This is a genomic window from Bacteroides sp. DH3716P (genome assembly GCF_025914115.1).
Classification (GTDB): Bacteria; Bacteroidota; Bacteroidia; order Bacteroidales; family Bacteroidaceae; genus Bacteroides; species Bacteroides ovatus.
This window is the reverse complement of record NZ_CP083673.1, coordinates 4824200-4841964: the sequence shown is the minus strand read 5'-3', so window position 1 is coordinate 4841964 and position 17765 is coordinate 4824200. Positions and strand designations below refer to the sequence as shown.

The following is a 17765-nucleotide window of genomic DNA, read 5'->3' as shown; positions in this document are numbered from 1 at the left end:
AGATTTATTGAAACATAATTGGTCGTTTTTTATAGGTGGATGCAGCGGTATCCACCTATTTTGTTCCTTACTGCACGGTTTTGAACTAATTCATTTCGGTATGGTTTTGAAGCAAATGATACTTTAGCAAACAAGTATTGAAGTGGTAGCCCGAGAAATAATATAGAATTTACCTAACGTACAAACGTACGTTACCTACCGTGTGAATGTCCGTTACCCACCGGGCGAGCATCAACAACCTACCAGACAAAAGTCGGTTATCTGCCGGACGAACAGTTCATGAGGGACACGGGAACAGAAACGGCACCGACGAAGTGGTCCGAACCGACAACGGCAGCATCCAAAGCCATCTTCTCTGCCCAGTATTATTGCTGTTGTTTATAACAGAAATAATACTTTTACTTACTCTTCTTTACTCTTCTCTACTCTACTGGTTTTCATTGGCTTTTCCCCCTTTACTGGTGGGCGTTTCAGCGCTTTGTACAGCCCTCTCCGAACACCCTCATTTTTGTATCGTTTTACTCTAGTTCAACATTAGTTAAGTATTCTTCGATAGCTTGTGCGGTGGCGTCTTTTAGGAGCACGGTCTTTTCTTTGTTTAAAAGGTAGAGGGTGGGGATAGCCTTCAAATCATATAGTTGTTGTTCTTTGATGGCAAATTTCTTGTCATATCCGTTGATCCATTCTTTGGGGAATTCATTCAGGTGTTTTCTCCATTCGTCCAACTCTTCGTCAGGGTAGATAGAGAGGACTGTTAGTTTCTTTTGTCCCAAAAGTCGGTTGATGATAGGTGCGTTTTTCAGGGCATCTATTGTTTCTGTGCAGGCATGACAGCCGGGGTTGTTGATGAATAGGAGGATATAGTCGGCTTGCTGTTGATAGAGGGAGCCTTGTGCGCCGGAAGCTAATGTGTAGCTGAAGTTCAGGGCTTTGGTTCCGATACGGTTTTTCTGTGCTAATTCCCGGCGGGCTTTAGGACGTACTTTCTCAATTTCCTCTAACAAGGGAGAAGCTAACATGGCGTCTAATACGGGAATATAGAATTCTTCGTTACGCATGGGGGAGTTGGGGTCGTATAAATATTTATCCGCCAGGTCGGTGATGTAGGTGAATACTTTTTTGTCTACATTCGTTTGTTCGATTGTTTTCCGCATGGCTTCTTGTGCAGTTTCCAACGGGACGTGATTCAGTATGTCACAATAATCCGCCCAAGCTTGTTCGGTCACTTCGGGGTGGTGGATGTAATTAGTGTCGGCGAAGTTGACGTTATCCCAATAGTGTTTTACCAGAAAGTCTGCCCGTTGTTCCGGGGCTGTCATCATTGGGGGGATGGCAGGCAATGTAAAGGTTTTAATGGTGTCTTGTATTACATCATTTTTGTTCAGACTGGAAGCGTTGCCGCTTTTGCAGGCACAAAGGCAAAGGATGCATATAGCTGGAAGAATATGGATGTTTGTTTTCATAACTAACAATTATTACATTGAATTTATGTAGATTACATTGGTGACAAAGATAATGTCCTTTCTACTTTATTCAAAGAATTTTTCTTCCTTTTATTTTGCTGCGTTCTCTTCTGTTAGTTTTTTTGATTAGACAAGTTTTGCAGGATAACTCCTGATTTTACTTCTCCTTTGCCAATGTAAATACAAATTCCAGCCCGCCTCCCTGATTGTTCTTGGCGGAGATGCTGCCACCGTGGATGATGACGGCGTTCTTCACAATAGCTAGTCCCAGTCCTGTTCCACCTACTTTCCGTGAACGACCTTTGTCTACCCGGTAGAAACGTTCGAAGAGACGATTCAGATGTTCGGGAGATACTCCAATACCTGTGTCGGCAAAGCTGAAATAGTAGAAATTCTCATCTTCACGGAAACAGTTGATATTGATCTGGATATTACTTCCGGCGTATGCGATGGCATTGTCCATTAGATTACGGAAGATGGAATAAAGTAGTGAGTAATTTCCTTTGATTTGTATACTCTTCTTTAAGGAGTTGACGACTGTAATATGTTTTTCGTCAAGCTCCAACGATACTTCGTTGATGATGTTACCTACCAACACACTGATGTCTACCCGTTCCATGTCGATCATGCTGGCGGCTTCATCCATGCGGGTGAGTACGGAGATGTCGCGTAATAACCGACTTAAACGGTTGCTTTGTGCATAACAACGTTCGAGGAATACGTTGATCTTCTCGCGTGGAATATTTTCATTGCTGACAATGGTTTCCAAATACCCTTGGATACTGCTGACGGGAGTTTTCAACTCATGGGCGATATTCTGGGTCAGTTGGCGTTTGAGTCTAACCTGTTCTTCTTCCTGGGTAACGTCGTTGATGGAAATCTCGAAGCTGGCATCCTGGAAGATGATACATTCTACGATAAATGTCCGTCCATTCTTATTGATGGTGACAGACATTCGTTTTTCACCTTTTCCTCTCGAACGTTCTTGCTGATTCTTATTGATAAAATGAATGATCTCTTGCAGTTCGCTGATGGCAAAGACTTCTTCTGTTGTTTCCAGGTTGGAGTCTGAAATCAGGTTACTGTATTGGGTGAAAAGATTGTTGACAAGAATCTCTTTTTTGTCTTTAGTAAATATACCTAGTCCTTCGTGTGAGATTTGAAGGTGGGTGATTAGCTTTTCACGTTCAATGTAGAGAGCTTCTTTGGTTTCGTGCAGTCGTTTGTAGATTTGAATGATGTGCTGTGATATTTCTCCCAGTTCGTTGTGCGGGAAGGCGGATTGCATAGCCATTTCGATAGGCTCGTTCCGGTCGGCGCGCATCGCAAATTCACGGAGCTGGCTGATGGAAGTCCCCAGTTTGTTGGTGAATTTGTAGAAGATAATCATTAATAATAAGGTCACGATTACGGTAAACCATAAATAGTGCGGGTCTGCTTGCAGGTTGTTGATGAGGCTGACATTGTAAGGTAAAGCCGAACGGACAATATAATCTTTATAATGAGTGGCCGAATAGAAATAGGGAACTCCGGTTGTCTCGGAAGTACGGCGTACATCATATCCGTTGCCATGTTTTATGGCTTTCTGTACTTCCGGACGGTTCAGGTGGTTCTCCATCTGGTTATTATGACTTGGATAGCTGTCGTAAACAACATTTCCTTGAGCATCAATAAGGGTTACACGCAAGTCTTCCAGGATATGGTTATTGATATAACCGTCGATGATTTCACTGTCAAGAGGTTGATTCTCCAGTTGTTCGTAGAGCCTGCTGTTGTAATCTTGCAGTTTGGTGTTTAGCAGTTCTATTTTATATTCCCGTTCACGTTGATACTGGTACGCAATAAAACAAATGGCAAATACCAGGAATAGTGAAATAACCGAAAGGAAAAGTTTTCGGCTAAAAGAAAGAAAATGCTTTTGAGTTACAGGCAGGTTCATAATAACTATTTAATTCGGCATAATTATTTATTCAGCTTCAAAACAGTATCCATATCCGAGACGGGTGACAATGCATTTGCCGTATACCCCAATCTTTTTACGTAGACGGGTGATGTTTACGTCGATAGTACGGTCGAGCACGTACACTTCGTCACTCCAGATGCGGGCCAGGATGTCTTCACGGGAAAATACACGTCCTTTATTCTGTACCAGCAGAAGCAAGATCTCAAATTCTTTTTTGGTCAATGGCACTTCTTCATCGTCGATACTTACTTTTTTCTTTGTGATGTCAATAACGAGCGACTGATAAGTAAGACGTTCGGGGACTCTTTCCGTTTCCGTTGTCACTGTGCGTCTTAATACGGCTTTCACACGGGCGATGACTTCACGCAGCGAGAAAGGTTTTGAAATATAATCGTCTGCTCCCAGGTTGAATCCGGTCACAGTATCGTTTTCGGTATCTTTTGCTGTGATAAAGATAATAGGCACTTTAGCTGTTTTCTTGTCTTTTTTCAGGATGTTCGCCATTTTGAATCCGGAGATTTCTCCCATCATCACATCGAGGAGAATCAAGTGATAGCTGCTGATGTCCATCTTCATTGCTTCTTCAGCAGAGTTTGCAGTATCAACTTCATAACCTTCGTTTTCAAGATTGAATTTCAGAATCTCACAGAGGTCTTCTTCATCGTCGACAACTAGAATACGGTAATCGTTCATAAGATGTATGTATTAATGTGATATGACAAAGTTACGTTTTTATTTTATCCTTTGCAAAGATGAGGAGACTTTGTTACGGGCAGATGAAACAGACGTTACAATCGTGTTACATTCCGGGAATTCCGAGAATTGATGAGGAATATGGAAGTTTTTGTTGATTGTAAGAGGAAAAACCGCTCACTATTTGTTATCTTTGTTAGCGAGATACAATAGAAACGTTTGATTATAGAAACTACAAATAATGATAAAAATTGACTTAAAACGGCATCGGAAGGAAATAATAGGATCGGTGGTGGTACTGTTAATTCTCCTTGGCGGTATGTCTGTGTTTAAATATACTTCATTCAATTCCGGTTTTGAAATTGTGGATGATCTGGGCGGAAATATATTTCCTTCAGCGATTTTGTCTGTTGCCACTACTGATGCGCAGGTGATTGTTCCGTTGGATTCTAATTATTTGGGGAATCCGAAATCGTGTATTGCTGTTCGGGTGAAGTCGAAGACAGCCTATAGCCGGGTACGGATTGAAGTGGCTGAAACGCCTTTTTTCTCCCGTTCGGTGTCGGAATTTGTACTAAACAAGCCTCGAACGGAATATACGATTTATCCTGATATCATCTGGAACTATGAAGCTCTGAAAAATGAGGTGCAGGCAGAACCGGTAAGTGTGGCTATTACTGTCGAGATGAATGGAAAAGATCTGGGGCAACGGGTGCGTACATTCTCTGTGCGCAGTATCAATGAATGTCTGTTGGGGTATGTATCGAATGGAACCAAATTCCATGATACAAGTATTTTCTTTGCTGCCTATGTCAATGAAGAGAATCCTATGATTGACCAGTTGCTTCGCGAAGCACTGAATACTCGTATTGTCAATCGCTTCTTAGGCTATCAGAGTAAGGCTAAAGGGGCGGTGGACAAGCAGGTGTATGCTCTCTGGAATATATTGCAGAAACGCAAATTCCGTTACAGTTCTGTTTCCAACACCAGCCTTTCGAGTAATGTTGTTTTCTCGCAGCGGGTTCGTACGTTTGATGATGCACTGGAATCTTCGCAGATTAATTGTGTGGACGGTAGCGTACTGTTTGCATCACTGCTTCGGGCTATAAATATCGATCCTATTCTGGTACGTACGCCGGGACACATGTTTGTGGGGTATTATACCGATAATTCACATACTGATAAGAACTTCCTAGAAACAACAATGATTGGTGATGTCGATCTGGATGACTTTTTCCCGGATGAACAGCTGGACTCCACAATGGTAGGCAAGTCGCAGAATGAAATGTCGCTATTGACTTTCGAGAAATCGAAGCAATATGCTAATAAGAAGTATAAGGAGAACGAAGAAGGTATTCATTCCGGGAAATTGAATTATATGTTTCTGGAGATTTCTAAAGATGTGCGGAGGAAAATACAGCCAATAGGGAAATGATGTTTTGTAATTCGTATTTAATTCGTACTTTTGCCAAGTAATCATTTTAAAGTAAAAGGATGCAAGGCAAGAAATTTATCTCTCCCGGAGCATGGTTTTCTATGAACTATCCATCAGACTGGAATGAGTTTGAAGATGGCGAAGGCTCTTTTCTTTTCTATAATCCCGATGTATGGACGGGGAATTTTCGTATATCCGCATTTAAAGGAAAAGCCGGTTATGGCAAAGATGCCATCCGGCAGGAACTGAAAGAGAACGATTCGGCTTCATTGGTGAAAGTCGGAACGTGGGAATGTGCGTATAGTAAAGAAATGTTTCAGGAGGAGGGAACTTATTATACTTCCCATTTGTGGATTACAGGCGTTGACGATATTGCTTTTGAATGTTCTTTCACCGTGCCTAAAGGTGGAGTTGTGAAGGAGGCGGAAGATGTAATCGCTACTTTGGAGGTACGTAAAGAAGGGCAGAAGTATCCTGCTGAATTGATTCCTGTACGTCTTTCTGAAATTTATTTGATTAATGAGGGATATGAATGGGTGGTATCTACTGTGAAGCAGGAACTGAAAAAGGATTTTCAAGGAATAGAAGAGGACTTGGAGAAACTTCAACAAGTGATTGACAGCGGTAAGATTGGTTTGAAAAAGAAAGAGGAATGGTTGGCTATTGGTATCACTGTTTGTGCAATTCTGGCAAATGAAGTGGATGGCATGGAATGGAAAACGTTGATTGACGGCAACCGGGAAGCTCCTGTTCTCCAATATAAAGATCGGACCATCGACCCGATGAAGCTCGTTTGGAGTAAAGTAAAGGCGGGAGAGCCTTGCAATGTAATAGAAGAATATAAGAAGTGTTTGGATTAAAATGGCAGTACCTTATTTACAGATAGATAACCTGACCAAGTCTTTCGGTGACTTGGTTCTTTTTGAAAATGTATCTTTGGGCATTGCCGAAGGTCAGCGGGTAGGATTAATAGCAAAGAACGGTAGTGGAAAGACTACCTTACTGAATATCATTGCCGGAAAGGAAGGTTATGATAGCGGTAATATTGTTTTTCGTCGTGATCTTCGGGTGGATTACCTGGAACAGGATCCGCAATATCCCGAAGAACTGACAGTGCTCGAAGCCTGTTTCCATCATGGTAACAGCACGGTGGAATTGATAAAGGAGTACGAACGCTGCATGGAAACCGAAGGTCATCCGGGATTGGAAAACCTCTTGGCACGTATGGATCAGGAGAAAGCTTGGGAGTATGAACAGAAAGCCAAGCAAATCCTTTCACAACTTAAAATCCGTAATTTCGATCAGAAAGTGAAGCAACTGTCCGGCGGACAGCTGAAGCGTGTTGCTTTGGCAAATGCTTTGATTACCGAACCGGACCTGTTAATCCTTGATGAGCCGACCAACCATCTGGACTTGGATATGACCGAATGGTTGGAAGATTACCTGCGTCGTACCAACCTTAGCCTGCTGATGGTGACTCACGACCGTTACTTCCTTGATCGTGTTTGCTCCGAGATTATCGAAATAGACAATCAACAAATCTACCAATATAAAGGTAACTACAGCTATTATCTCGAAAAGCGTCAGGAACGTATTGAATCTAAGAGCGTGGAAATAGAGCGTGCCAATAATCTGTATCGTACAGAACTCGACTGGATGCGCCGGATGCCGCAGGCACGCGGACATAAGGCTCGTTACCGGGAAGATGCTTTCTACGAATTGGAAAAGGTTGCGAAGCAGCGTTTTAATACTGATAATGTAAAGCTGGAAGTGAAAGCATCGTATATCGGAAGCAAGATATTCGAAGCCGACCATCTTTTCAAGAGTTTCGGAGATCTGAAGATTCTGGATGATTTCTCTTATATCTTCTCTCGTTATGAGAAGATGGGAATTGTAGGAAATAACGGAACCGGAAAATCTACTTTTATCAAGATATTGATGGGACAAGTCAAGCCTGATAGCGGAACAGTGGATATTGGCGAAACAGTTCGTTTCGGTTATTATTCGCAGGACGGACTTCAGTTTGACGAACAGATGAAAGTGATTGATGTGATACAGGATATTGCCGAAGTCATCGAATTGGGCAATGGAAAGAAGCTGACTGCTTCTCAATTTCTGCAGCATTTCCTGTTTACTCCTGAAACCCAGCATAGCTATGTCTATAAATTGAGTGGGGGAGAGCGTCGCCGTCTTTACCTTTGTACCATCCTGATGCGTAATCCTAACTTTCTAGTATTGGACGAGCCTACCAATGACCTCGATATTATCACGCTGAATGTGCTCGAAGAATATCTCCAAAACTTCAAAGGCTGTGTGATTGTCGTTTCCCATGACCGTTACTTTATGGATAAAGTAGTAGATCACCTGATGGTATTCAACGGGCAGGGAGATATCCGTGACTTCCCCGGAAATTATAGTGATTATCGTGACTGGAAAGAGGCGAAAGAACAAAAAGAGAAAGAAGCGGAGAAGCCGCAGGAAGAAAAGACCGCCCGTGTCCGCCTGAACGACAAACGTAAGATGAGCTTCAAGGAAAAGCGTGAATTCGAGCAACTGGAAAAAGAAATCGCCGAACTGGAAGCTGAAAAAACACAAATTGAGGAACTTCTTTGTAGCGGCACACTTTCCGTTGACGAATTGACTGAAAAGTCAAAACGTTTGCCCGAAGTCAATGATATGATTGACGAAAAGACAATGCGTTGGTTGGAACTTAGCGAAATAGAAGGCTGATTCGTGCCACTATATTGGCACCTTTGTGCCACTTCGATGGCACAAGTATAGTTTATTATATTCCCGGATAACCAAATAATGATAATATACCCCCAGACAATATAACCTAGTATGACAAACCTAACCAATTATCATAGCCACTGCCTGTATTGCGACGGACGAGCCAATATGGACGATTTTATTCGTTTTGCTATCAGCGAAGGGTTTACTTCTTATGGCATTTCTTCTCATGCTCCACTATCATTTTCTACCGCATGGACGATGGAGTGGGATAGAATGGAAGATTACCTTTCCGAATTCTCTCGTCTGAAAAAGAAATATGCAGGTAAGATAGAGCTTGCCATCGGTCTCGAAATTGACTACCTGAATGAAGAAAACAATCCCTCTTTGCCTTGTTTTCAAAAACTACCACTTGACTACCGGATAGGTTCTGTGCATATGTTGTATTCTCCAGAAGGGAAAATCGTAGATATTGATACCCCGGCAGATCTTTTCCGTCAATTGGTAGACAGGCACTTCGATGGTGACTTGGATTCTGTTGTCCACCTTTATTATAAGAACCTGCTCCGTATGGTAGAGCTGGGAGGATTTGATATTGTCGGCCATGCTGACAAGATGCATTATAACGCTTCCTGTTATCGTCCGGGTTTGCTTGATGAAGCATGGTATGACACGTTGGTCCGCGATTACTTCGCGGTGATTGCCGCACGTGGTTATATGGTGGAAATCAATACCAAGTCTTATCATGGCTGGGTACATTCTATCCGAATGAACGTTATTTCCCTTTCCTGAAAGAATTGGGTATTCGGGTACAGGTGAATAGTGATGCGCACTACCCTGAAAGAATAAACAATGCCCGCTTCGAAGGGTTAGCCGCTTTGAAGAAAGCAGGTTTTACTTCGGTGGTAGAATGGCATGGGGGGAAATGGGAAGATATTCCCATAGGATAAGTTATTCCATATCCAGGATCTCTTGTTTCTCTTCATTCAACGAAATCAACGTTTTCTTTAGCTCGTCTATTCGTGAATCAATTTCAGTCAACTTCTTCAGATACATAGTTCTAGGTAGCGCATCTTCATAGGCCATGATAAACTCCTCTTTTTCGTCAAAGAGCTGCTCTATTTGCTCTTCAACTCTATTTATAGCACATGTAATTTCTCCTATCATAAATCTTTCGTTTTTTATAGATGCCTTTATTCCATCCTCTTGCAAGCATTTGCCTGGAAAAACTCGTTCAACGTATCTTCATAGTTACCATGAAGCATAATATGATGATTTCCCAGTGGATTCTTTAAGAAGTATTCGGCCGGAGTATTCATGCGGATGCGCACTTGTGTACGGCACATATTAATATAATTAGTATTTTCAGTCAATGTTCCTGTAGACAAGTAATATTCATCCAGACATTCACCGCCACATTTTATGATCGTTACATCCCCCGTCGGAAGTAGCCCTTGTATGGCAATTCCTTTTTCTGTTTCAAAGTGATTGCGGATAATATATCTCTCCGTTTGTTTGAGACCTACGGTGCAATGTGCCAATATCAGTTCATTCGTACGGGAATTAATCATGGAAGGATTTGCCATAAATCCGTCTTTACCCGTAAGTGCTTTAACTGCTAATAGCGTAAATACAGATTGAAGATCTCCTTCACAACCTGCTATTATCCCGTCATCATTCAATAAAGATAATGCCACGCATCCGGTAGTGTCGATTTGTTCAATCAGTTTAAAGCAGCTTAATGTCAGCGCTTCCAGATTTTCTTCCTGACAGACCTTTTTGATTGCCCGGTATAATCGCATCGCTTTGATTAAATCTTCGGGAGTTCCTTCGCGGCAGGCAAGAGCTTGTGATGCTACAGCTGCGCATGATGCTCCGACTTGGTCATCCGTAATGTGTTTAAATTGTTCATAAATCCGTTCCAATGGAATATCTACATATTCGATTCCCCAACGACGTTTTGCCAACAAGTAGTCTACGTTACTGGCAACTAACCAGGAAGAAGGACTTCCAATGACTCCGATACGTTTGCCGAACAAGGAACGTTGTGCCTGGAAATTATTATAAAGTGTATGGATACGTAAGATGATAGCCGGTAATTCACCGTGCAGAATTTCACTTTTCATTCCGCGTCCCCGTAACCAGGTGGAAATTTCCAGTGCGGCAGCAAGAGAATTCTGCATGCCGTCTGCCAGTAAAATGGCGGGGCGAGGGAGGTTTTCGAAATGCTGTATGACCAGTCTTTCCACCCCACCGGTAGCGACGAAAATGATTTTGAAATCGTCACTACTAAGTTTGTCCATATCTTGATGGTCGACGAACTTTACAGTATAATATTTTTCAATCTCGCTCAAAATAGCTTCGTGCGAGCTACGTAGCGAGACTTGTTTGTGAAGTATTGAAGCGAATGAGATAAGGTGTATGGTCATTATGATATTGTTTTAAGTTTTCCGTATGACAAATGTATAGCTTTCTTTTCAATTTACCATAACGATTTTAACCTTGCTAAGGTTTTTAAAGTTTTTATGTCTCTGTATTCAAATTATTGCGTACATTTGCAGCTCCAAGTAGAAAAAGTAAATAGTAATTAGTAATTTGTAGTTAAAATTATGCCAACCATATCCATTCGCGGAAACGAGATGCCTGCATCTCCTATCAGAAAACTGGCTCCTTTGGCAGACGCTGCCAAGCAACGCGGAGTCCATGTGTTTCACCTGAACATCGGACAGCCTGATCTGCCCACTCCTCAGGCCGCGATTGACGCGATACGCAATATTGATCGTAAAGTGCTGGAATATAGCCCCAGTGCAGGTTATCGTAGCTATCGCGAAAAATTAGTGGGATATTATGCAAAGTTCAATATCAACCTTACAGCAGACGATATAATCATTACATCAGGAGGTTCGGAAGCCGTGCTTTTTTCCTTCCTTTCCTGCCTGAATCCGGGAGATGAAATTATCGTTCCGGAACCTGCATACGCTAACTATATGGCATTTGCAATCTCTGCCGGGGCTAAGATTCGTACTATTGCTACGACCATTGAAGAAGGTTTTTCTCTTCCGAAAGTAGAGAAGTTTGAAGAACTGATTAATGAACGTACGAAAGCGATTCTTATTTGTAACCCAAACAATCCTACCGGTTATTTGTATACACGTCGTGAAATGAATCAGATTCGTGACTTGGTAAAGAAGTACGATTTATTCCTTTTCTCTGATGAAGTATATCGTGAGTTCATATATACCGGTTCTCCTTATATTTCTGCCTGCCATCTGGAAGGTATTGAAAATAATGTGGTACTGATTGATTCGGTATCCAAACGATATTCCGAATGTGGTATCCGCATTGGTGCGTTGATTACCAAAAACAAGGAGATACGCGATGCTGTTATGAAGTTCTGTCAGGCTCGTTTGAGTCCTCCGTTGATTGGACAGATTGCTGCAGAAGCTTCTTTGGATGCTCCGGAAGAATATTCACGCGAAACGTATGATGAGTATGTAGAACGTCGTAAATGTTTGATTGACGGTTTGAACCGTATTCCCGGCGTTTATTCGCCCATTCCGATGGGAGCTTTCTATACAGTGGCCAAACTTCCGGTAGATGACTCCGATAAGTTCTGCGCATGGTGTCTTTCTGATTTTGAGTATGAAGGTCAGACTGTATTCATGGCTCCGGCTTCCGGTTTCTATACCACTCCGGGATCTGGAATCAACGAGGTTCGTATTGCTTACGTATTGAAAAAAGAAGATTTAACCCGTGCACTTTTTGTCTTGCAGAAGGCTTTGGAAGTGTATCCGGGAAGAACGGAATAAATTCTAGTATTAAGTATTAACCGTAGTTTCTGGGGTGTTTGTTGCTGCTACACTTAATACTTAATACCTAATACTTAAACAAATGTCTTTATCACTTTTCATAGCCCGGCGTATCTATCGTGAAAGCGATGGCGGAAAGCAGGTGTCACGTCCTGCGGTCCTCATTGCCATGGCGGGTATTGCTATTGGTTTGGCCGTAATGATTATTGCAGTGGCGGTAGTCATCGGGTTTAAAAGTGAAGTGAGAAATAAAGTTATAGGATTCGGGTCGCATATCCAGATAACTAATTTGGATGCGGTCAGTTCTTACGAAACCCATCCCATTGTGGTAGGAGACAGTATGATGACTGCTCTTGCTGATTATCCGGAGATAAGCCATGTGCAGCGTTTCTCTACCAAACCGGGTATGATTAAGACCGATGACGCTTTTCAAGGAATGGTGTTGAAAGGTGTAGGTCCGGAGTTTGACCCCCATTTTATAAAAGAGTATTTGGTAGAAGGGGAGATTCCTGTTTTCAGTGATTCAGTTTCTACCAATCAAGTACTTATCTCGAAAGCGTTGGCAACTAAAATGAAGTTGAAACTGGGAGATAAGATATATACCTATTATATACAGGATGATATTCGCGCTCGTCGCCTGACGATTGCCGGAATTTATCAGACGAATTTCTCCGAATACGACAACCTCTTTTTACTGACGGATCTTAATCTGGTGAATCGTTTGAACGGTTGGCAACCGGAACAGGTGACCGGTGTGGAATTACAGGTGAAAGATTATGATAGACTGGAAGATATAACCTATGAGATCGCAACTGATATTGACAACAGGCAAGATGAGTTGGGAGGTGTGTATTATGTGCGTAACATCGAACAACTGAATCCTCAAATCTTTGCTTGGCTTGATTTATTGGATTTGAACGTATGGGTGATTCTGATTTTGATGATAGGAGTTGCTGGCTTCACCATGATTTCCGGTTTATTGATTATTATCATCGAACGTACCAATATGATTGGGATTTTAAAAGCATTGGGAGCCAATAATTTCACGATTCGCAGAACCTTTCTTTGGTTTGCAGTCTTTTTGATTGGCAAAGGAATGTTTTGGGGCAATGCCATTGGCTTGGCATTCTGTATCCTTCAGTCTCAATTCGGATTCTTTAAACTTGATCCGGCGACTTATTATGTAGATACTGTTCCAGTTTCTTTTAATGTTTTACTTTTTATCTTGATTAATTTGGGCACTTTGTGTGCATCTGTATTGATGTTGATTGGTCCTTCATTTCTTATCACTAAGATCAATCCGGCAAGCTCCATGAGATACGAATAATCCTCTTTTTTCCTATCTGATTTTTACTGCAAAAATAATTTGGTCTATTGCGTGATGTGGAGTGAATAATATGTCTATATTTGCGCCCAATTTACTTAATATCCTCTTGTAGGTTTAATTTTTAACCATTATGAATAATGTGTTAATCCTGTTGGATAATCTGGATGACTGGAAACCGTATTATGAGACAAGTAGTGTCCTGACTGTTTCCGACTATCTAAAAAACAAGCCGGTGGAGAAAGACCGGAAGTTAGTTATTAATCTTAGCAATGATTACAGCTATAACTCTGAAGGGTATTACTGTTCGCTGCTAGCCCAAACGAGAGGACAGAAAGTCATTCCGGATGTTGATATCATCAACAAAATGGAGGTTGGAACGGGGGTGCGGATGGACCGTAGTCTGCAAGCCCTTTGTTATCAATGGATACAGAAGAATGACATCAAGGATGATATCTGGTACCTGAATATTTACTTTGGCAAATGCCGGGAAAAAGGTCTGGAACGGATTGCGCGTTTTATTTTCGAGAATTACCCTTGCCCATTGTTAAGAGTGGCTTTGAATACTCATCCCAGAAATCAGATCGAGGGCATTCATTTTCTTCCCCTGAATCAGCTTAATGATGCAGAGCAGGATTTCTTTGCCAATACGCTGGATAACTTTAACAAGAAAATATGGCGTGCACCGAAGTCGGCAAAGGCTTCCCGTTACAGTCTCGCTGTATTGGTCGATCCACAGGAGAAATTTCCTCCCAGCAATAAAGGTGCTCTGCACAAATTGACTGAGGTAGCTAAGAAAATGAACATCCATGTGGAGATGATAACCGAAGATGATGCTATCCGTTTGCTCGAATTTGATGCCTTGTTTATTCGTACTACAACTTCGCTCAATCATTATACATTCCATTTGTCACAGTTGGCTGCACAAAACGGAATGGCTGTCATTGACGATCCGTTGTCTATCATCCGGTGTACGAACAAAGTGTATCTGAAAGAACTTTTTGAGAAGGAAAAGATATCTGCTCCCAAGTCTACATTGATTTTTCAATCCAGCCATCATTCGTTCGAACAGATAAGCGAACAGGTGGGCGCTCCTTTTATCCTGAAAATACCGGATGGCTCTTATTCCATTGGTATGAAAAAGGTGTCGAACGAAGAAGAACTGCAAGCCAGTCTGAAGATACTGTTTGAAAAATCGGCTATCTTGTTGGCACAGGCATTTACTCCAACGGAGTTTGACTGGCGTGTCGGTCTATTGAACGGTGTACCGCTCTATGCCTGCAAATATTATATGGCGAAAGGACATTGGCAAATTTACTGTCACTATGATTCGGGCAGAAGCCGTTGTGGATTGGTAGATACGATTCCTATTTATCAGGTGCCTCGTGTGGTATTGGATACAGCTGTAAAGGCTGCCAATCTGATAGGAAAAGGGTTGTATGGAGTCGATCTGAAAATGGTGGATGATAAGGCTTATGTAATTGAAATCAATGATAATCCGAGTATCGATCATGGACTGGAAGATGCCATTATCGGTGATGAAATGTATTACCGCTTGTTGAATCACTTTGAACAAGTGCTAGAAACAAAACATTATTGATTATGGAGCCGATAATCGTCCGTAAAGCACAGCAGGCAGACATTCCCGCTATTTTGGAAATAGAGTGGGAGTGTTTCCGGGAAGACAGTTTTTCAATAGAGCAGTTTGCCTATCTGATAAGCCGTTCGAAAGGAACTTTCTATGTGATGATGGAGGCGGATAGGGTGATCGCTTATGTCTCCCTGTTATTTCATGGGGGAACTCGCTATTTAAGAATCTATTCGATAGCTGTTCATCCGGATTATAGAGGAAGAGGACTGGGGCAGGTATTGATGGACCAGACGATTCAGACGGCCGGTGAATGTAAGGCTGCAAAGATTACGCTTGAAGTGAAAGTGACCAATACTTCCGCTATCGGGCTATATATGAAAAATGGCTTTATTCCAACAGGAATAAAGCCATGCTATTATCACGATGGTTCGGATGCTATTTATATGCAGCGATTGATTTAACAATAAGTCTGTCTTCTCACGAAATCCGGTTTATCTTCTCATGAAATCTCCTTTTCCCCGGAAGAAACGGCAGAGTTTGAACTTCAATGACTGTACAGGTTGGATAAGGTCGAAAACAGGTAACGAGAAATAGTATTTTCGTCCTCCACCCATTTCTTTTGCCGTGCGGTTGATAATGACAGCTTGTACTGTAAAGCGCAGTAACCACATCAGGAATGCGATGCCTGCTACTAGCCAGTGGAAATTAAGTATCCCGAATACGATACCTGCTATACAGGCAATATAGAATAACAAACGGGAGAATGTCTCAAATCCCAGGAGGTAACGCTGTATTCCGTGGTAGAATCTGGCAGTAGCCATATAACTAACCTTTTCTTCTTTCCAATCTTTGTAGCGATATACGGGCTGTATCCGTGTGGTAGCGTTGAAGTCTGTTTCAACACGGGTGTTGGCGGAGGTAGCTAGTTCATTAATGAATAAATCATCTTCTCCACGTTGCAGATTCAGGTATTTGGAGAAACCTTTCTGTTGAAAGAATAGTTCTTTCCGGTAAGCCAGGTTGCGTCCGATACCGATATAAGGTTTTCCGGCTAGCGCGAATCCCAGATAGCGCAAAGACTGGAACAAAGTATCGAATGCAGTACGTTTGTGCAACCATCCCTTTGTGCGGTCGTATCCGCTATATCCCAACACAATTTGGGTCTGCGGAGTGAAATTACGTGCCATCAGTTTTAGCCACTGGTTGCTGGCGGGCATACAGTTTGTTTCCGTAAATACGAGCCAGTCATGTTTGCTGGCTTTGATGCCTAACGTTAGAGCCAGTTTCTTATGACTGATATAGCGTGCACTTTCGGGCGTAAAACTATGATAAAGATGAGGATATTTTTCTTCCATCACTCCCAGTATATCCTCGGTATCATCTGTGGAAGCATCATTGATGACAATCACTTCAAATTGTGGATAGTCCTGTTCCAGAATGGCAGGTAGAATTTTACGAAGATTTTCAGCCTCATTGCGTGCACGGAGAATCACGGAAAGTGGAGGCAGTTCTCGTATGAAATGCACCTCTTCTTTGCCTACAGCTTTATTGTGGACATGTATTCGATTGTACAGGCCGAAATAATAAATGAGCTGGATGATAAAAAGAATACCTGCCACCGATAAAAGAATCAGTTCGACAGTATTGAATGTAAATGTTTCCATCAAATTTTAGTGTCGTTTTTACAGCCGCAAAAGTACACAATTTTTCGGTAGTTTCGTCATCTCGATGGGAGGTTATTTCGCAAGTCGAGATATTCTTTCTTGAACATATCCACAAAAAGAAAGAATAATGAAAGCAGCAACGGACCGAAGATGACTCCCATAAACCCGAATATCGGCAGACCGATGACTACTCCAAAAATAGTGATAAGCGGATGCGTATCCGCCATCTTCTTTTGAAGGATGAACCGGATGAGATTGTCCGATTGCGATACGACGATAGCCCCATAGCCAAAAAGCCCGATGGCGTTGAACCAGTCTCCGCTGATGGCAAGATAAGCGGCTACAGGAAACCATACCAATGCCGTACCTACCATCGGAATGATGGTTGCAAAGCAGGTCAGGAATCCCAGCATCAGTATGTTCGGTGCTCCGAAAAGCAGATAGCCTATCATAGCCACGCCTCCCTGGATGATAGCCAGTAAGGGAATACCGATAGCATTGGAACGGACAATCATATTGATTTCGTGAATGACTTCCTGCGTATTGGTTTCATTAAATGGCAGAATGTCATTGACATAAGCTTCCATCTTTTTTCCTCCAATCAGCATGAAATAAAGCACAAAGATCATGACGAACAGGTTGATGGCAAGGCTGCTGATGCTTTCCATTATAATTTGTCCGATACGGGGAAGTATGGACATGATGAATGACAGCGTATCTTTTCCCAATACATCGTATCCTGTTTTCTCTTTGATGAATTCTGCTACCTGTTGAATAGGTGCAATATAGGTCTGTGGATCCAGATTGATATCCTGTAACTTGTTTGCCACCATCCAGACAGTCAATCCCAAAGGGATAAGAAAGACGAAAATCGTTTCTGCGGTAATCAACAGTGCGCTGATGCTTCGTTTCAGCTTTCGTTTTTCTACCAGATGATTCATCTGTCCGCGTACAAGAATGTAGATGGTGAGTGCTCCCAGCAATCCCCCCAGGAAAGGAGTGATTTGGCGGAAGATGATGACTCCCATAAACAGGATGATGACAATGAGGGAATATTTCCAGTATTGTTCTTTGGTGCTCATATCGTGTAAAA

At 42.1% G+C, this 17765-nt stretch carries 14 protein-coding genes and 1 pseudogene; 8 read left to right on the top strand and 7 right to left on the bottom strand.

Features of this window, described 5'->3' with window-relative positions; genetic code table 11:
• Positions 1–518 precede the first annotated feature (518 nt).
• The 3 genes from KQP79_RS18230 to KQP79_RS18220 all read right to left on the bottom strand — a co-directional run bounded on the left by KQP79_RS18230 (position 519) and on the right by KQP79_RS18220 (position 4119).
• Positions 519–1463, bottom strand: coding sequence for a DUF5106 domain-containing protein (locus KQP79_RS18230; protein ID WP_004304184.1), 945 nt, complete (start codon positions 1461–1463; stop codon positions 519–521).
• 157 nt (positions 1464–1620) lie between these two features.
• A complete protein-coding gene (locus tag KQP79_RS18225) occupies positions 1621–3402 on the bottom strand; it encodes a sensor histidine kinase (protein WP_004311246.1) in 1782 nt (593 codons plus the stop codon).
• A gap of 27 nt (positions 3403–3429) precedes the next feature.
• Entirely contained in the window at positions 3430–4119 is a 690-nt protein-coding gene (locus KQP79_RS18220) for a response regulator transcription factor (protein ID WP_004300631.1), read from the bottom strand.
• 241 nt (positions 4120–4360) lie between these two features.
• On the opposite strand from KQP79_RS18220, the gene KQP79_RS18215 reads away from it, so the two are divergent.
• The 4 genes and pseudogenes from KQP79_RS18215 (at position 4361) to KQP79_RS18200 (ending at position 9234) form a co-directional block, all read left to right on the top strand.
• Complete coding sequence (locus KQP79_RS18215) at positions 4361–5554, top strand: hypothetical protein (protein WP_061447520.1); 1194 nt, start codon at positions 4361–4363, stop codon at positions 5552–5554.
• A gap of 59 nt (positions 5555–5613) precedes the next feature.
• A complete protein-coding gene (locus KQP79_RS18210) occupies positions 5614–6414 on the top strand; it encodes a DUF3805 domain-containing protein (RefSeq protein ID WP_004311244.1) in 801 nt (266 codons plus the stop codon).
• A 1-nt stretch (position 6415) separates the two neighbouring features.
• On the top strand, positions 6416–8284 hold the full coding sequence (locus KQP79_RS18205; RefSeq protein ID WP_004311243.1) for an ABC-F family ATP-binding cassette domain-containing protein: 1869 nt from the start codon (positions 6416–6418) through the stop codon (positions 8282–8284).
• 111 nt (positions 8285–8395) lie between these two features.
• Positions 8396–9234: pseudogene (locus KQP79_RS18200) on the top strand (histidinol-phosphatase).
• 1 nt (position 9235) lies between these two features.
• Here KQP79_RS18200 and KQP79_RS18195 read toward each other — a convergent pair.
• Both KQP79_RS18195 and KQP79_RS18190 read right to left on the bottom strand, forming a co-directional pair.
• Complete coding sequence (locus KQP79_RS18195) at positions 9236–9451, bottom strand: hypothetical protein (protein WP_004304182.1); 216 nt, start codon at positions 9449–9451, stop codon at positions 9236–9238.
• Positions 9452–9477: 26 nt separating this feature from the next.
• A complete protein-coding gene (locus KQP79_RS18190) occupies positions 9478–10713 on the bottom strand; it encodes a hypothetical protein (protein ID WP_004311242.1) in 1236 nt (411 codons plus the stop codon).
• Positions 10714–10893: 180 nt separating this feature from the next.
• On the opposite strand from KQP79_RS18190, the gene KQP79_RS18185 reads away from it, so the two are divergent.
• From KQP79_RS18185 to rimI, 4 genes are all read left to right on the top strand, one after another.
• Complete coding sequence (locus tag KQP79_RS18185) at positions 10894–12093, top strand: pyridoxal phosphate-dependent aminotransferase (protein ID WP_004300623.1); 1200 nt, start codon at positions 10894–10896, stop codon at positions 12091–12093.
• A gap of 82 nt (positions 12094–12175) precedes the next feature.
• Complete coding sequence (locus KQP79_RS18180; protein WP_004300622.1) at positions 12176–13420, top strand: ABC transporter permease; 1245 nt, start codon at positions 12176–12178, stop codon at positions 13418–13420.
• Between the two features lie 130 nt (positions 13421–13550).
• On the top strand, positions 13551–15017 hold the full coding sequence (locus tag KQP79_RS18175; RefSeq protein WP_004311241.1) for a RimK family protein: 1467 nt from the start codon (positions 13551–13553) through the stop codon (positions 15015–15017).
• A 2-nt stretch (positions 15018–15019) separates the two neighbouring features.
• Complete coding sequence (rimI, locus tag KQP79_RS18170; RefSeq protein WP_004311240.1) at positions 15020–15469, top strand: ribosomal protein S18-alanine N-acetyltransferase; 450 nt, start codon at positions 15020–15022, stop codon at positions 15467–15469.
• Between the two features lie 30 nt (positions 15470–15499).
• Here the strand turns inward: rimI and KQP79_RS18165 are convergent, their stop codons facing one another.
• Both KQP79_RS18165 and KQP79_RS18160 read right to left on the bottom strand, forming a co-directional pair.
• Positions 15500–16672 carry a glycosyltransferase gene (locus KQP79_RS18165; protein WP_004311239.1) on the bottom strand — a complete coding sequence of 391 codons (1173 nt, stop codon included), beginning with the start codon at positions 16670–16672 and terminating at the stop codon, positions 15500–15502.
• Positions 16673–16728: 56 nt separating this feature from the next.
• Positions 16729–17754 (bottom strand): AI-2E family transporter, encoded by a 1026-nt coding sequence (locus tag KQP79_RS18160; protein ID WP_004300618.1) that lies wholly within the window; start codon positions 17752–17754, stop codon positions 16729–16731.
• Positions 17755–17765: the final 11 nt, after the last annotated feature.

What these genes read in the sequence shown, in the direction of transcription:
- KQP79_RS18190 (WP_004311242.1), bottom strand. Translation starts at nt 10,713, where the DNA reads ATGACCATACACCTTATCTCATTCGCTTCAATACTTCACAAACAAGTC.
- KQP79_RS18165 (WP_004311239.1), bottom strand. Translation starts at nt 16,672, where the DNA reads ATGGAAACATTTACATTCAATACTGTCGAACTGATTCTTTTATCGGTG.
- KQP79_RS18220 (WP_004300631.1), bottom strand. Translation starts at nt 4,119, where the DNA reads ATGAACGATTACCGTATTCTAGTTGTCGACGATGAAGAAGACCTCTGT.
- KQP79_RS18185 (WP_004300623.1), top strand. Translation starts at nt 10,894, where the DNA reads ATGCCAACCATATCCATTCGCGGAAACGAGATGCCTGCATCTCCTATC.
- KQP79_RS18195 (WP_004304182.1), bottom strand. Translation starts at nt 9,451, where the DNA reads ATGATAGGAGAAATTACATGTGCTATAAATAGAGTTGAAGAGCAAATA.
- KQP79_RS18225 (WP_004311246.1), bottom strand. Translation starts at nt 3,402, where the DNA reads ATGAACCTGCCTGTAACTCAAAAGCATTTTCTTTCTTTTAGCCGAAAA.
- KQP79_RS18175 (WP_004311241.1), top strand. Translation starts at nt 13,551, where the DNA reads ATGAATAATGTGTTAATCCTGTTGGATAATCTGGATGACTGGAAACCG.
- KQP79_RS18215 (WP_061447520.1), top strand. Translation starts at nt 4,361, where the DNA reads ATGATAAAAATTGACTTAAAACGGCATCGGAAGGAAATAATAGGATCG.
- KQP79_RS18205 (WP_004311243.1), top strand. Translation starts at nt 6,416, where the DNA reads ATGGCAGTACCTTATTTACAGATAGATAACCTGACCAAGTCTTTCGGT.
- KQP79_RS18180 (WP_004300622.1), top strand. Translation starts at nt 12,176, where the DNA reads ATGTCTTTATCACTTTTCATAGCCCGGCGTATCTATCGTGAAAGCGAT.
- KQP79_RS18210 (WP_004311244.1), top strand. Translation starts at nt 5,614, where the DNA reads ATGCAAGGCAAGAAATTTATCTCTCCCGGAGCATGGTTTTCTATGAAC.
- KQP79_RS18230 (WP_004304184.1), bottom strand. Translation starts at nt 1,463, where the DNA reads ATGAAAACAAACATCCATATTCTTCCAGCTATATGCATCCTTTGCCTT.
- KQP79_RS18160 (WP_004300618.1), bottom strand. Translation starts at nt 17,754, where the DNA reads ATGAGCACCAAAGAACAATACTGGAAATATTCCCTCATTGTCATCATC.
- rimI (WP_004311240.1), top strand. Translation starts at nt 15,020, where the DNA reads ATGGAGCCGATAATCGTCCGTAAAGCACAGCAGGCAGACATTCCCGCT.